The following is a 13,091-nucleotide window of genomic DNA, read 5'->3' as shown; positions in this document are numbered from 1 at the left end:
TGTGACCTCGAGGCCTCAATCGAGGTTATAAGGTCGCAGGGATGAACCAAGGCGGAGCTGGTCTATTGTGACCGGGATGTTCCAAGACGCGCCCCCCGCACCGCCCGCCCAATTGTCCGAAATCACGGTGACGGCCGCCCGTCTGCCGCCCGCCGCCGCCGACGCCGCCTTTTCGGTGGTGCGGCTAGACCAACGGGTGCTGGAGCGGTCCGTCCGGCTGGACGAGGCCCTGCGAACCGTGCCGGCCGTGTCCCTGTTCCGCCGCACCTCCAGCCTGGCCGCCAATCCGACGACCCAGGGGATTTCGCTGCGGGCGATAGCGCCGTCCGGCGCGGGGCGGACCCTGGTGACGCTGGACGGGGTTCCGCTGAACGATCCGTTCGGGGGCTGGGTCATCTGGTCCCAGGTCGCGCCGGAATCGCTGGATCGGGTGGATGTGGTGCGCGGCGCGGGCGCGGGGCCCTATGGCGCCGGCGCCCTGACCGGGGTCATCGGCCTGACGGAACGGGACAGCGGCGGGGTGCTGGACCTCTCGGTCGCCGAGCGCGGCGGGGCGCGAGCGGCGGGGTCGGGATCGACCATGCTGGGGCCGGTCGGCGTGACCCTGTCGGGCCTGTATGAGGCCAGCGACGGCTATACGCCGGTGCGCGGGCCGGCGGCGGGGGCGGCGGACACGCCGCTGGATCTGGACAGCCGCAGCGCCGCCCTGCGGGTCGATGCGCCGCTGGACGGACTGAACCTGGAAGGGGCGAACCTGTCGCTGCGGGCGGCGACCTGGGAGGAGGATCGCGGCTCCGGCCTGCTGAACGCCCGGTCCAACGCCAGCGGCCACAGCCTGAGCGCCACGGCGGCCAAGGCGCCGCCCGTCGACGGATACGGCTGGCGGCTGCAGGCCTGGCGGATCGAGAGCAATTTCGCCAACAGTTCGGCCTCGGTGGCGGCGGACCGGTCGACGACGACGCCGGCCAATAGTCAGTACAAGACCCCCGCCACGGGCTGGGGGCTGAACGCGGCCCTGCGCCGCGGCGTGGCCGAGATCGCGGGCGGGCGGCTGGAATGGGAGGTCGGCGCCGACGCCCGGTTCAACGAGGGCGAGACCAACGAGTTCTTCAGCAATCCCACCGGCGCGGGCTTTGCCCGGGGACGGCGCGCGGGCGGCGAGACGTCGGTGGCCGGGGCCTATGTGGACGGGTCGTGGACCGGCGGGGCTTGGCTGGTCGCGGGCGGGGTGCGCTACGACCATTGGAAGAACGAGGCGGGCTTCCGCTACGAATACACCCTGGCGACCGGCGCGCCGATCCTGGACGAGACGGACGAGGATCGGTCGGGCGAGGTGTTCAGCGCCCGTCTGGCGGCGCGACGCGATCTGAGCCGGCTGCTGGGCGCCGGCTACGCCTGGCGGGCGGCGGCCTATTCCGGTTTCCGGCCGGCGACGCTGAATGAACTGCACCGGCCGTTCCGGGTGGGCAACGACATCACCGAGGCCAATTCGGCGCTGGAGCCCGAGACCCTGCGCGGGATCGAGACGGGCCTGGCCTATGACCGGGACGGGATCGCCTGGGGGGCGACGGTCTTCTGGAACGAGATCGAGGACGCCATCGTCAACGTCACCATCGGCGAGGGGCCGGGGACCTTCCCCCGCGCGGGCTTCGTGCCCGCCGGCGGGGTGCTGCGCCAGCGCCAGAACGCCGGGACCATCGAGGCCTGGGGCGTCGAGCTGAACGGGTCCATCCAGGCGACCGAGGCCCTGTCGCTGAACGCGGCCCTGTCCTGGACGGACGCTGAGGTGGACGGCGGGACGGCGGCGCCGCAGCTGACCGGCCTGCGCCCGGCCCAGGCGCCGGAGTGGAGCGCGACAGCGGGCCTGGACTGGCGGGCGACGCAGCGCCTGACCCTAGGGCTGGCTGCGCGGTATGAATCGGCGCGGTTCGACGATGATCTGAACAGCCGGACCCTGGATCCCGCCGTGACCCTGGACGCCCGGGCGGAGTGGGCGGCGCGCGAAGGCGTCATGGTCTGGGCCGCCCTGGACAACGCCTTTGATGAAGAGGTCGAGGTGTCGATGACCGGGACCGACGTCGCCGGCTACGCCCCGCCGCGCACGGTGCGGGCCGGGGTGAGATTCAGCTACTGACGCTCTCTGCGGCGATTTCGTCGCACGGACTGCTATTGAAAACGGTTCGCAACAGTGGCACAGCCACCTTGTGACCGAACGCGCCGCACACCCTCAGGCCGAGCTCCCCGCCAAGGACTCGAAGAAGCCGAAGGCGGCGCTGAACGGCGCGCGGTCCTTCTGGCTGAAACAGCTGCATTCCTGGCACTGGATTTCGGCGGCGGTCAGTCTGGTCGGACTGATCCTGTTCGCGATCACCGGCGTCACCCTGAACCACGCGGCCTCGATCCCCGCCGAGCCGGTGACGGTTGAGCAGACCGCGACCCTGCCCGCGCCCCTGCTGCAACGGCTGGCGGAGTTTCCTCAGGAGACGACCGATCCCGTCCCTGATGCCGTCGCCCGCTGGTCGGCGCAGACGCTGAAGGCCGAGATCGCCGGCAAGCCGACCGAAACCACGGCCGAGGAAATCTATGTGGCCCTGCCCACGCCCGGCGGCGACGGATGGGTGACCATCGACCGTTCAACGGGTGATGTGCTGCACGAGAAGACGACGCGGGGATGGATCGCCTACCTCAACGATCTGCACAAGGGGCGCAACGCCGGGGCGGTCTGGTTCTGGTTCATCGACGTCTTCGCCGTCGCCTGCCTGATCTTCGCCCTGACGGGGCTGGGGCTGATGTGGCTGCACGCCAAGGGGCGGCCCTCCACCTGGCCGCTGGCGGCCCTGGGGCTGCTCGTGCCCGTCGTCATCGCCCTGATCTTCATTCATTGAGCTGAACTTCGCTGAGAGTGTCCCGGATGCGCCTTCTCCCCATCGTCGTCACCACCGTCGGCCTGGCCGCCGCCGCGCCCGCCCTGGCTGCGGACCTGTCGGTCACGGTCGATGTGCCGCGGCTGAACACCGCCTCCTATCACCGGCCCTATGTGGCGGTGTGGATCGAGCGGCCGGATCAGACAGCGGTCCAGACCCTGGCGGTCTGGTACCAGCAGACCCGCAACAACGAGGGCGACGGCAAGGACTGGCTGAAGGATCTGCGCACCTGGTGGCGCAAGGGCGGCCGGGCCATGAGCCTGCCGGCCGACGGCGTCTCGGGCGCCACCCGCGCGCCGGGTCGCCAGACCATCACCGTGCCCGCCGCCCGCCTGCGCGGCCTGCAGCCGGGCCAGTACACCGTCGTTGTCGAGGCGGCCCGCGAACTGGGCGGCCGCGAGGTCGTGCGCGTGCCCTTCCGCTGGGGCGGCGCCAATACCGCCAATGCTTCCGGCTCCACCGAACTGGGCGCCGTGCGCGTCACCGTCTCTCGCTGAGGAACAGACCCATGAAAAAGACGATCACGCTTCTGGCCTTCGCCGCCGCCCTGGCGGCCCCGATGGCCGCCCAGGCCCACCGCGCCTGGATGGCGCCGACCTCGACCAGCCTGTCGGGCAATGACGCCTGGGTCGGATTCGACGCCGGCATGTCGAACGGGGTCTTCATCCCCGACCACGCCGCCATGCGGATGGGCGGTCTGGTGGTGACGGCGCCGGACGGATCGACCGTTCAGCCCGAACATCTGATGCAGGGCCAGTACCGCACCACCTTCGACGTCCATCTGACGCAGAACGGCACCTACAAGGTCGCCAATGTGATGGGCGGCGTGATGGCCAGCTACAAGCTGGACGGCGAGCAGAAGCGCTGGCGCGGTTCGGCGGCGGAATATCCGGCCGCTCTGCCCGCAGGCGCGACCGAGGTGCAGGCGACCCGCACCGCCAGCCGGATCGAAACCTTCGTCACCCTGAACAACCCGACCGAGACCGTGTTCAAGACGACGGGCGAGGGTCTGGAACTGATCCCCGTTACCCATCCCAATGACCTGGTCGCCGGCGAGGCCGCGACCTTCAAACTGGTCAAGGACGGTCAGCCGGCCGCCGATCTGGACGTGACCATCGCGCGTGGCGGCCTGCGCTATCGCGACAATCCCGAGGAGATGACGGTCAAGACCGGCGCCGACGGCGCCTTCACCGTCACCTGGCCGGAAGCCGGCATGTACTGGCTGAACGCCTCGGTCCGCGCGCCGGCCCAGGGCGAGGCGCTGGGCTCGAACGCCAGCTATGTGGCGGTGATGGAAGTCCTGCCCTAAGCCACGGGCATGTCCGACACTCCCTTCTCGCGCGGATCCCGCGCCGCCCCGCCCACGGTCACGCTCGGCGACCCGGTTCCGCTTGCGGATCGGGCCGACAACCGGGTGCTGATTCCGCCGATGGACGGGGTTCCGCCCCGTCCGCCCGGCGACCGCATCCTGTCGCTGGGCGGCCCGACCATGGGAACGACCTGGAGCGCGCGGGTGATCGGCCCGCCGGGCCTGAGCGAGACGGCGGTCCAGGCGGCCGTGGAGGAAGAACTGGCGGCGGTGATCGCCGTCTTCAGCCCGTGGGAGCCGTCCAGCGAGATCAGCCGCTTCAACGCCGCTCCCGAAGGAGTGTGGGCGGTGTCCCAGCCCTTCTGGGACCTTCTGGACGCCGCCATGGACCTGGGCGACGAGACGAACGGCGCGGTCGATCCGACCCTGGGCGCCCTGGTCGACCTGTGGGGATTCGGCCCGCCCGGACCGCGTTCGCCCCTGCTGCCCGTGCCCTCGGACGAAGAGGTCGAGGCGGCGCTGAAATTGTCCGGTTGGCAAAAGCTGCGGCTGAACCGCGAGGCGCGCGCGGTCATGCAGCTGGGCGGCATGAGGCTGGACGTCTCCGGCATCGCCAAGGGGCATGCGGTGGACCGGGTCTCGGACCGGTTGACGGCCATGGGGGCGACCTCGCACCTGGTGGAGATCGGCGGCGAGTTGAAGGGGCGCGGCGTCAAGCCCGACGCCCAGCCCTGGTGGGTCGAGATCGAGCGGGTCGCAGGATCGCCGGCGCCGCGCACCGTGGCGGCCCTGTACGACATGGCCATGGCGACCAGCGGCGACTATCGCCGCGCCTTCGAGCATAACGGCCGCCTGTATCCGCATACGCTGGACGGATCGACCGGGCGGCCGGTGAGCAACGCCCTGGCGTCGGTGACGGTGCTGCACGCCTCGGCCATGAAGGCCGACGCCTACGCCACGGCCCTGACGGTCATGGGGCCGTTCGAGGGGCCCGACTATGCCGAGGCGGTCGGCCTGGCCGCCCATTTCGTCGAGCGGACCGAGCGCGGCCTGGTCGAACGGATGACGCCCGTCTTCGCCGCCATGATGGACGACCCCGCCCTGGAGGGGCCGGGGTGACGCACGAGCCGGCGCGTTGGCTGTGGGCCGTCGGAGCGACGGTCCTGTGGTTGGTCCTGACCGGCTTCATCGTCTGGCGCGAACGCCGGGCGAAGGCGGCGGCGCGCGCCCAATCGGACGCCATGGCCGGAGTCGGCGAGAGCGTGCTGGTCGCCTTCGTCAGCCAGACGGGTTTCGCCGAGCAACTGGCCTGGATGACGGCCAGGGCCCTGCAGGACGGCGGGGTGGGGGCGCGGGTTTTGTCCTTCGCCGATCTGGACAGCGCGACGCTGAAGGCCGCAGGCCGGGCCTTGCTGATCGTGTCCACGACGGGCGAAGGCGATCCGCCCGACGCGGCGGCGCGGTTCGTGCGCAAGACCATGGGGCAGGGGGCGGATCTGGCGGGCCTGCGCTTCGGCCTTCTGGCCCTGGGCGACCGCAGCTACGACCAGTTCTGCGGCTTCGGCCATGCGGTGGACGGCTGGCTGCGGCGGTGGGGCGCCGAGCCCCTGTTCGACCTGGTCGAGGTCGACAACGGCGAGGCCGGGGCCATCCGCCGCTGGCAGCACCAGTTGAACCAGATCACCGGCCGTCTCGCGGCGCCCGACTGGGCGCCGGCGGTCTTCTATCCGTGGCGGCTGGTCGAGCGGACCCTGGTTAATCCGGGCAGTCCGGGCGGGGCGGCCTATCACCTCGCGTTCGAACCAGTCGGGTCCGCGCCGGACTGGGCGGCGGGCGATATCGCGGAAGTGGGCCTTCCGGAGCGGGACGGGGTCACGCCCGGCGCGCGCGAATATTCCATCGCCTCCCTGCCGTCTGACGGACGGGTCGAATGCCTGATCCGCCTGATGCGTCACCCCGACGGAACGCCGGGCCTAGCGTCCGGCTGGCTGACCCAGGATCTGGCGGTCGGCGACGAGATCGGCATGCGGCTGAGGACCAACCGCAGCTTTCACGGGCCGGCGGACGAGACGCCGATGATCCTGATCGGCAATGGCACGGGAATCGCGGGATTGCGGGCGCATTTGAAGGCCCGGAGCCCGGCCGGGGGCGGGGCCTGGCTGTTGTTCGGCGAGCGGACGCGGGCGCACGACGCCTTCTTCGACGCTGAGCTTGAGGCCTGGCTAGCGTCTGGGGTGCTGCGGCGGCTGGACCGCGCATTCTCGCGCGATGCGGGCGACGGCCGCTATGTGCAGGATCTGGTCGCCGGGGCGGCGGACGAACTGCGCGACTGGATCGGTCGCGGCGCCACCATCCATGTCTGCGGGAGTCTGGAGGGCATGGCCGCAGGCGTTCATGCGGCGCTGGAGACCGCCTTGGGCGCCGAGGCTCTGCTGGACCTGCTCGAAACCGGTCGTTACCGCCGCGACGTCTATTAGGGCTGCCGCCCGCCGGGCCTTCCTGCCATCAATGGCGCAATGAATGGGAGGAACCGATGATTTCCATGCTGCTGGCGGCGGCGATTTCGACCCTGCCGCAAACGTCCGCCGCTCCGTCTGGATACGCCCTGACCTGGTCCGACGAATTCGCTGGCGACGGCCTGCCCGACGCCTCGAGGTGGCGATACGACACCCAGGCCAACAAGACCGGCTGGTATAACGAGGAGCTGCAGTACTATTCCGCCGCGCGGCCTGAGAACGCCCGGATCGAGGACGGCGTCCTGATCATCGAGGCGCGGCGAGAGACCCTCAACCCGCCCCCGGCCGACTGGGGCGGACAGGCCTACACCTCGGCGCGGATGATCTCGACCTCCGCCTGGTCACGCGGTTTCATCGAGACGCGCGCCAAGATCCCTTGCGGACGCGGCAGTTGGCCGGCCATCTGGATGTTGCCCGAAAAGGCGGTCGGCTGGCCCATCGGCGGCGAAATCGACATCATGGAGCATGTCGGCCATCGCCCCGGCGTGGTGCACGGCTCGATCCACACCGAGGCCTACAACCATGTGAAGGGCACCCAGAGCACGGCGACGCGCCAGGTCGCGGACGCCTGCGACGCCTTTCACCGCTATCAGGTGCGCTGGACGCCGGACGAGATCGTCTTCCTGATCGACGACCAGCCCTTCCACCGCTTCGCCAACGATCAGACGGGCGATGTGGAGACCTGGCCGTTCGACAAGCCGTTCCATCTGATCCTGAACGTCGCCGTGGGCGGAACCTGGGGCGGCGAGGAGGGCGTCGACGACGCCGTCTTCCCGCAGCGGATGGAGGTCGACTACGTCCGGGTCTATCAGCCGGCCGACTGATCCAGTCGGCCCAGCAGGTCGACCGCGAAGCTGGACAGGGTATCGTCGCGGGCGCCCATGACGATGATGCGGTCGCCCGATTGCGCCATCTGCACGATCCGGTCGCCACAGTCGGCGCGGGTCGGCAGGGCCTCCGCCTGACGGCCGGCGGCGCGGACACCCGTGGCGATGTCTTCTGAGCCGACGCTGCGGTCTGTGGTGCCGCCGTAATAGACCGGCTCGGGCATCAGCAGGACGTCGGTCTCGCGCATCAGGCCGGCGAAGCCGTCGATGAATTCCTGCCGCATCAGCTTCAGCGGGCCGAAGCCGTGGGGCTGGAACAGGATCAGCAGGCGGCCGTCGAAGGCGTGCAGGGTCTTGAGCGTGGCGGCGATCTTGTCCGGGTTGTGGGCGAAGTCGTCGATGACGGTGATGTCGTTCACCGTCCCGACCACCTCCATCCGGCGACGGATGCCGGCGAAGGTCTCCAGCGCCTTGACCGCCTGGCCCGTCGGCACGTCCAGCGCCTTGACCGCACCCAGGGCCGCAAGCGCATTGGCGACATTGTGGGCGCCGGGAACGTTCAGGACGACGTCGTATTCGCTCCAGCCCTCCATCAGGCGGAACTTCATGCCCGTGGGCGTCGGCTGAAGGTCGTAGGCGGACAGGTCGGCCTTTTCCTCGCCCAGGGCGAAGGTGATCGCTTTCCCGGCCGGAAGCGTCTGGACCAGGGCGGCGGTCTCGGGATTGTCGAGGTTCAGCACCGCCGTGGCCGCGCGGCCGGTGAAGCCGCCGAACAGGTCGCGCAGCTCCTCCATCGACTTGTGATCCAGCGAGATGTTGGAGACGACGGCGACGGTGGGGTCATAGCCGGCGATGGAGCCGTCGGACTCGTCCACCTCGGCGACGAACAGGTCGGAGGCGCCGACCAGGGCGCTGGCGAACGGATGGTCGGCGTCGGCGAAATTCTTCATCACCGCCCCGTTGACGACGGTGGGGTTGCGCTCGGCCTGGTCCAGGATCCAGGCGATCATGCCGGTGATGGTGGATTTGCCGCTGGTCCCGGCGACGCCGACCGATGTCGGGGCGGCGTTGAACAGCTGGCTCAGCAGCTGGGGCCGGGTCTGGATGACGGCGCCGACGCGGCGGGCGGCGCCGATGTCGGGCACGGTCTCTTCAATTGCACCGGTGGCCACGACGGTCTGGGCGGCGCGGGTCACGCCCGAACCGTCCTGGGGATGCAGGGTCACGCCATGGGCGCGCAGCCAGTCGAACTTCTCGGGCGTGCGGCCCTGGTCCAGCGCGCGGTCGGAACCTTCGATACGGTGGCCCTGGGCCTGGACGATCAGGGCCAGGGGCAGCATGCCCGACCCGCCGATGCCGCAGAAGAAATAGGAGGCGTCTTGGTTCATGCCCCCTTAGAACAGGGGATCGGGCCGGTCCGCCAGTGCAGGATCGCAATATTCGACGAAGAAGACGGACGTGAACAGCAACAGCTTCAAGATCGGCGTCGTCTGCGCCAGTTCGCGCTTCTCCAAGGAGCGGGCCGATGCGGTCGAGGCCTGGATGGCGCAGCACCATCCGGATCGCGACGTGGCGGTGGTGTTTCACCCCGCCTGCTTCCTGAAACACGGCCATTTCGCCGGGGACGACCGGGCGCGGGCCGACGCCTTCGTCGAGTTCGCCAATGACCCGCGCATTGATGCGATCTGGTTCGCGCGCGGCGGCTATGGATCCTGCCGCATCGCCGAGCCGGTCATTCCGCGCCTGAACGCCGTGGCCCGAAAGAAGCGCTATATGGGCTATTCCGACGCCGGCAGCCTGCTGGCCGGGATGTACAAGGCCGGGTTCGAACATCTGGCCCACGGCCCGATGGCCTCGGATGCGGTGCGCCGCGACGAGGCGGCGCGCGGCGCCCTGGCCTGGCTGACGACCGGACGCACCGACTGGATCGAACCCTCGCTGGCGATCGATCCGCGCCCCGCCGTCGCCTTCAACCTGACCATCCTGGACCAGCTGGTCGGCACGGCGCTGGAGCCCGACCTGTCGGGTCACGTCCTGATGCTGGAGGAGGTGTCGGAGGCCGCCTATCGGATCGACCGGATGATGTTTCACTTGACGGGGCAGGAGTCGATCCGACGTGTTGCCGGAATTCGCCTGGGACGTGTTTCCGATGTCACGCCAAACGATCCCGATTTCGGACAGACTCCGGAGGAGATTGTTCGATACTGGTGCCTGAGATCCGGCATAGAATTCCTGGGGCCGGCCGATATCGGGCACGACGACGCCAACAAGGTAGCGCCCTTCGGTCGCGGCTGAGGCGAACCGCCCGAGACGCAAAAGACACAGTCTCGCCTTGATCTGCCGGCCCGCGCCTGACGCCCTCTCGACACGTCCTGCGTCTGCACGTCAGATGCAGGTCCGCGAGGCGTTAGGACTTCGTTAAGCCAAGGCGTTGGGGGACGCTGCGGTTTACGCCTTCTGCGATGCGGCGGTTCGTTCGGACTTCGGGGGATGCCCGGACGAACCGCCTGATCGTTCTCCGATCATCGACGTGCCCGATCATCGACGTGAAGCGCCGCAAGGCTTATGGATCGCCCGGTGCGTTTCGACGAAAGATTCATCGATGAACTGAAGGCCCGCCTTCGGCCGTCCGACGTGATCGGACGGACGGTGAAGCTCAAGCGGCAGGGGCGGGAATATGTCGGCCTGTCGCCCTTTTCGAAGGAGAAGTCGCCGTCCTTCTTCGTCAATGACGACAAGGGCTTCTTCCACGACTTCTCGTCCGGCAAACACGGCGACATCATCTCCTTCCTGCAGGAGACCGAGCGGCTCAGCTTCGTCGAGGCGGTGCAGCGGCTGGCCGGCGAGGCGGGCATGCAACTGCCGGCCGAGGATCCCAAGGAGGCCGAGCGCGAGCAGAAGCGCCAGGGCCTGTCGGACTGGATGGACCTGGCCCAGAAATGGTTCGCCGCCAATCTGCGGCGCACGCCGGGCAAGGCGGCGCGCGACTATCTGGAGAAGCGCGGCCTGCCCGAGGATCAGTGGGAGCGGTTCGGCCTGGGCTATGCGCCCAATGACCGCGAGGGGCTGAAACAGGCCCTGGTCCAGCGCGGGGCGCGACCGGCCGAGCTGGTCGAGGCCGGCTTGCTGATCTCGCCGGAAAGCGGAGGGCAGCCCTATGACCGGTTCCGCGACCGGCTGATGTTCCCCATCCTGGACGCGCGCGGCCGGATCGTCAGCTTCGGCGGCCGGGCCATGAACCCCGACGACCGGGCCAAATATCTGAACGGTCCCGAGAGCCCGCTGTTTCACAAGGGGGCGACGCTGTACGGCCTGCCCGAAGCGCGGCGTATCCTGGGGGCGGAGAGCCGGAACGACCAGGCCATCATCGTGGTCGAAGGCTATATGGACGTCATCGCCTGCCAGCGCGCGGGCCTGCCGGCCGTGGCGCCGATGGGCACGGCCCTGACGGAAGAGCAGATGGAGCGGCTGTGGCGGGTCAGCCATGAGCCGGTGCTGTGTTTCGACGGCGATGCGGCGGGGCTGCGGGCGGCCTATCGCGCCATCGAACGGTCGCTGCCGCTGCTGAAGGCGGGGCGGTCGTTCCGCTTCTCGCTGCTGAGCGGGGGACAGGATCCCGACGACATCCTGCGCGACAAGGGGGCGCCCGCCCTGCGTCAGGCCTTGGCCGACACCCACGGCTTCGCCGAGGTGCTGTTCCGCCGCGAGCAGGACGTCGAGCCGCTGGATACGCCGGAGCGCAAGGCCGGCTTCAAGGCGCGGCTGCGGACCGCCGCCTCGGCCATTCAGGATAAGGACCTGGCCGAACAGTACCGCCGCGATCTGTTCGACCGGTTCGACGCCCTGTTTCCGCGCGCCCCCCAGCGTGCGCCCTGGACGCCGGGGCAGGGGCGGGGTCGGTTCGGGCCGCCGCCGAAACTGGGTCAGACGGTCGAGGGGGCGCAGGCGATGCAGTCCCTGTTCCGCGCCGTCAGCCCGGTGGCCGCCGCCCTGGCCTATGCCGCCATCGACGATATCGAGCGGCTGGACGACCATCTGGAAGAGGTCAGCGTCCAGGGCTTCGGCGACGCCGCGCTGGAGGGGCTGGCCCAGGAACTGGTGCGGTTGCGGCTGTCGGGACAGCCGTCGGACGCGGCCGTGGTGCGGCGTCGACTGCGCGATTCCGGCTTCGAGCCTCTGCTGAAGGAAATCGAGAAGGCGGCGTCCAAGTCGGGCGCCTCCTTCCTGTCGTCGGATCTGACCGTGGCGGAATCGCGGGCTCACTGGTTGAAGGTGTTCGGCCTGATGACCCATCTGGCCGCCCTGTCGCGCGCCATCGAGACCGCCAAACAGGACATGGGCCAGGGCACGGGCATCGACGCCCTGGTGCGGCTGAAGGCCGAACGCGACGCCATCACCCGTTCGTTCGCGGCGCCGGACTTCTGGACCACCCTGATCTGATCCGCGCCGATTGGCGGGCTTCACGATCTGGAGTAGTCTCGCGCCATGGATGGTTCCCAGCCTGTCAGGATCACGCGCGAGGGCGATCATCAGGTCGTCCACCTGCCGAGCGGCATCGCCGTTCCGGCGGACGCCGTGGTGCGTCAGGAGGGTGAGCGGCTGATCATCGAACGGGCGGGGCCGCGGATGGGGTCTGTCGAAAAACTTCTGGCTGTTCTGGCGACCATGGAGCCTATCGACGAACGGCTCGCTCCCTTCGATGACCCCCCTCCAGAACCGGTCGATCTTTGAGCGGCTATATGCTGGACACCAATGCGGTGTCGGATCTGATGTACGATCCGCTCGGCCCGGTCGGACAGCGCATGGCGATGGTCGCTACGGGCGATGTCTGTATCAGTCTGATCGTCGTTGCGGAGTTGCGGTTTGGCGTCGCCAAGTCCGGTTCTCTCCGGATCGCCGCGCAACTCGAGACCGTGCTTTCGGGTCTGTCCATCAGGGCGTGGGAAGCGCCCGCCGACTACATCTACGGCGACATCCGCGCCGACCTGCAGAGGCGAGGCCGACTCATAGGCGCCAACGATCTGCTGATCGCCGCTCACGCCCTGGCGCTGGACTGTATCCTCGTCACCGACAATGAACGTGAATTCTCGCGTGTGCCCGGACTGCGGGTTGAGAACTGGCTGCGTCCTGGTTAGGCGGCCTTGACTCTGCGGGCGCGCGACGCCATCTGGCGCAATCGGATCATGATGCCTTAGTGCGCGAGGTCGAGAAGGCGGCGGCAAAGCCCGACGCGCCATTCCTGGCCGCAAATGCGCCCCTCGCCGAGGCAAGGGTCCGATGGTCGCAGGCGTTCGACGTTCCAACCTCCTGGTTTGGATGGGTTGGCGGGCGCCTCAGCCCAGGCGCGTGATGCGCCCCGGGCGAGGATGGAGCGTTTCGTCGGCGGAAGGCCGCGCGGAACATGCTTCGCCATGCGATCAAAGCCGGAACGACTTGGGAAGACAGAGTGGGCGCGTAACCTTACGCCTCGCCAGGCATTGTATTTTTCGCCGGGGTGGATTGATCACCCCCTCCG

At 69.1% G+C, this 13,091-nt stretch carries 12 protein-coding genes; 11 read left to right on the top strand and 1 reads right to left on the bottom strand.

What is annotated here, in order from left to right:
* Positions 1–76 precede the first annotated feature (76 nt).
* The 7 genes from AC1RSI_RS15495 (at position 77) to AC1RSI_RS15465 (ending at position 7,573) form a co-directional block, all read left to right on the top strand.
* Complete coding sequence (locus tag AC1RSI_RS15495; protein ID WP_154725634.1) at positions 77–2,134, top strand: TonB-dependent receptor; 2,058 nt, start codon at positions 77–79, stop codon at positions 2,132–2,134.
* A 70-nt stretch (positions 2,135–2,204) separates the two neighbouring features.
* The gene (locus tag AC1RSI_RS15490) at positions 2,205–2,885 is read left to right on the top strand and encodes a PepSY-associated TM helix domain-containing protein (protein WP_230307547.1); all 681 of its coding nucleotides are present in this window, start codon (positions 2,205–2,207) and stop codon (positions 2,883–2,885) included.
* 26 nt (positions 2,886–2,911) lie between these two features.
* Positions 2,912–3,421 carry a DUF2271 domain-containing protein gene (locus AC1RSI_RS15485; RefSeq protein ID WP_008262166.1) on the top strand — a complete coding sequence of 170 codons (510 nt, stop codon included), beginning with the start codon at positions 2,912–2,914 and terminating at the stop codon, positions 3,419–3,421.
* A gap of 11 nt (positions 3,422–3,432) precedes the next feature.
* Positions 3,433–4,233 carry a DUF4198 domain-containing protein gene (locus AC1RSI_RS15480; RefSeq protein WP_154725635.1) on the top strand — a complete coding sequence of 267 codons (801 nt, stop codon included), beginning with the start codon at positions 3,433–3,435 and terminating at the stop codon, positions 4,231–4,233.
* Between the two features lie 9 nt (positions 4,234–4,242).
* Positions 4,243–5,352: an FAD:protein FMN transferase gene (locus AC1RSI_RS15475; RefSeq protein ID WP_154725636.1), complete on the top strand. Its 1,110-nt coding sequence runs from the start codon at positions 4,243–4,245 to the stop codon at positions 5,350–5,352.
* Entirely contained in the window at positions 5,349–6,710 is a 1,362-nt protein-coding gene (locus AC1RSI_RS15470; RefSeq protein WP_154725637.1) for a sulfite reductase subunit alpha, read from the top strand. Before AC1RSI_RS15475 ends, AC1RSI_RS15470 begins: the two co-directional genes overlap by 4 nt.
* Before the next feature lie 56 nt (positions 6,711–6,766).
* A complete protein-coding gene (locus tag AC1RSI_RS15465) occupies positions 6,767–7,573 on the top strand; it encodes a glycoside hydrolase family 16 protein (protein ID WP_154725638.1) in 807 nt (268 codons plus the stop codon).
* On the opposite strand, the gene AC1RSI_RS15460 is transcribed toward AC1RSI_RS15465, so the two are convergent.
* Positions 7,558–8,964, bottom strand: a complete 1,407-nt coding sequence (locus AC1RSI_RS15460; protein ID WP_154725639.1) for a UDP-N-acetylmuramate--L-alanine ligase — start codon at positions 8,962–8,964, stop codon at positions 7,558–7,560. The genes AC1RSI_RS15465 and AC1RSI_RS15460 overlap by 16 nt on opposite strands.
* A gap of 70 nt (positions 8,965–9,034) precedes the next feature.
* Between AC1RSI_RS15460 and AC1RSI_RS15455 the strand changes: the two genes are divergently transcribed.
* From AC1RSI_RS15455 to AC1RSI_RS15440, 4 genes are all read left to right on the top strand, one after another.
* On the top strand, positions 9,035–9,871 hold the full coding sequence (locus tag AC1RSI_RS15455) for an LD-carboxypeptidase (protein ID WP_154725640.1): 837 nt from the start codon (positions 9,035–9,037) through the stop codon (positions 9,869–9,871).
* A gap of 282 nt (positions 9,872–10,153) precedes the next feature.
* A complete protein-coding gene (gene dnaG / locus AC1RSI_RS15450) occupies positions 10,154–12,016 on the top strand; it encodes a DNA primase (RefSeq protein WP_291753459.1) in 1,863 nt (620 codons plus the stop codon).
* 45 nt (positions 12,017–12,061) lie between these two features.
* Entirely contained in the window at positions 12,062–12,307 is a 246-nt protein-coding gene (locus AC1RSI_RS15445) for a hypothetical protein (RefSeq protein WP_008260809.1), read from the top strand.
* Between the two features lie 8 nt (positions 12,308–12,315).
* On the top strand, positions 12,316–12,711 hold the full coding sequence (locus AC1RSI_RS15440; RefSeq protein WP_197019741.1) for a type II toxin-antitoxin system VapC family toxin: 396 nt from the start codon (positions 12,316–12,318) through the stop codon (positions 12,709–12,711).
* The last annotated feature ends 380 nt before the right edge of the window (positions 12,712–13,091 follow it).

The organism is Brevundimonas sp. GW821-FHT10E09 (genome assembly GCF_058809375.1).
Note: the sequence above shows the minus strand (reverse complement) of the source record. Positions and strands in the feature narration are given on the sequence as shown.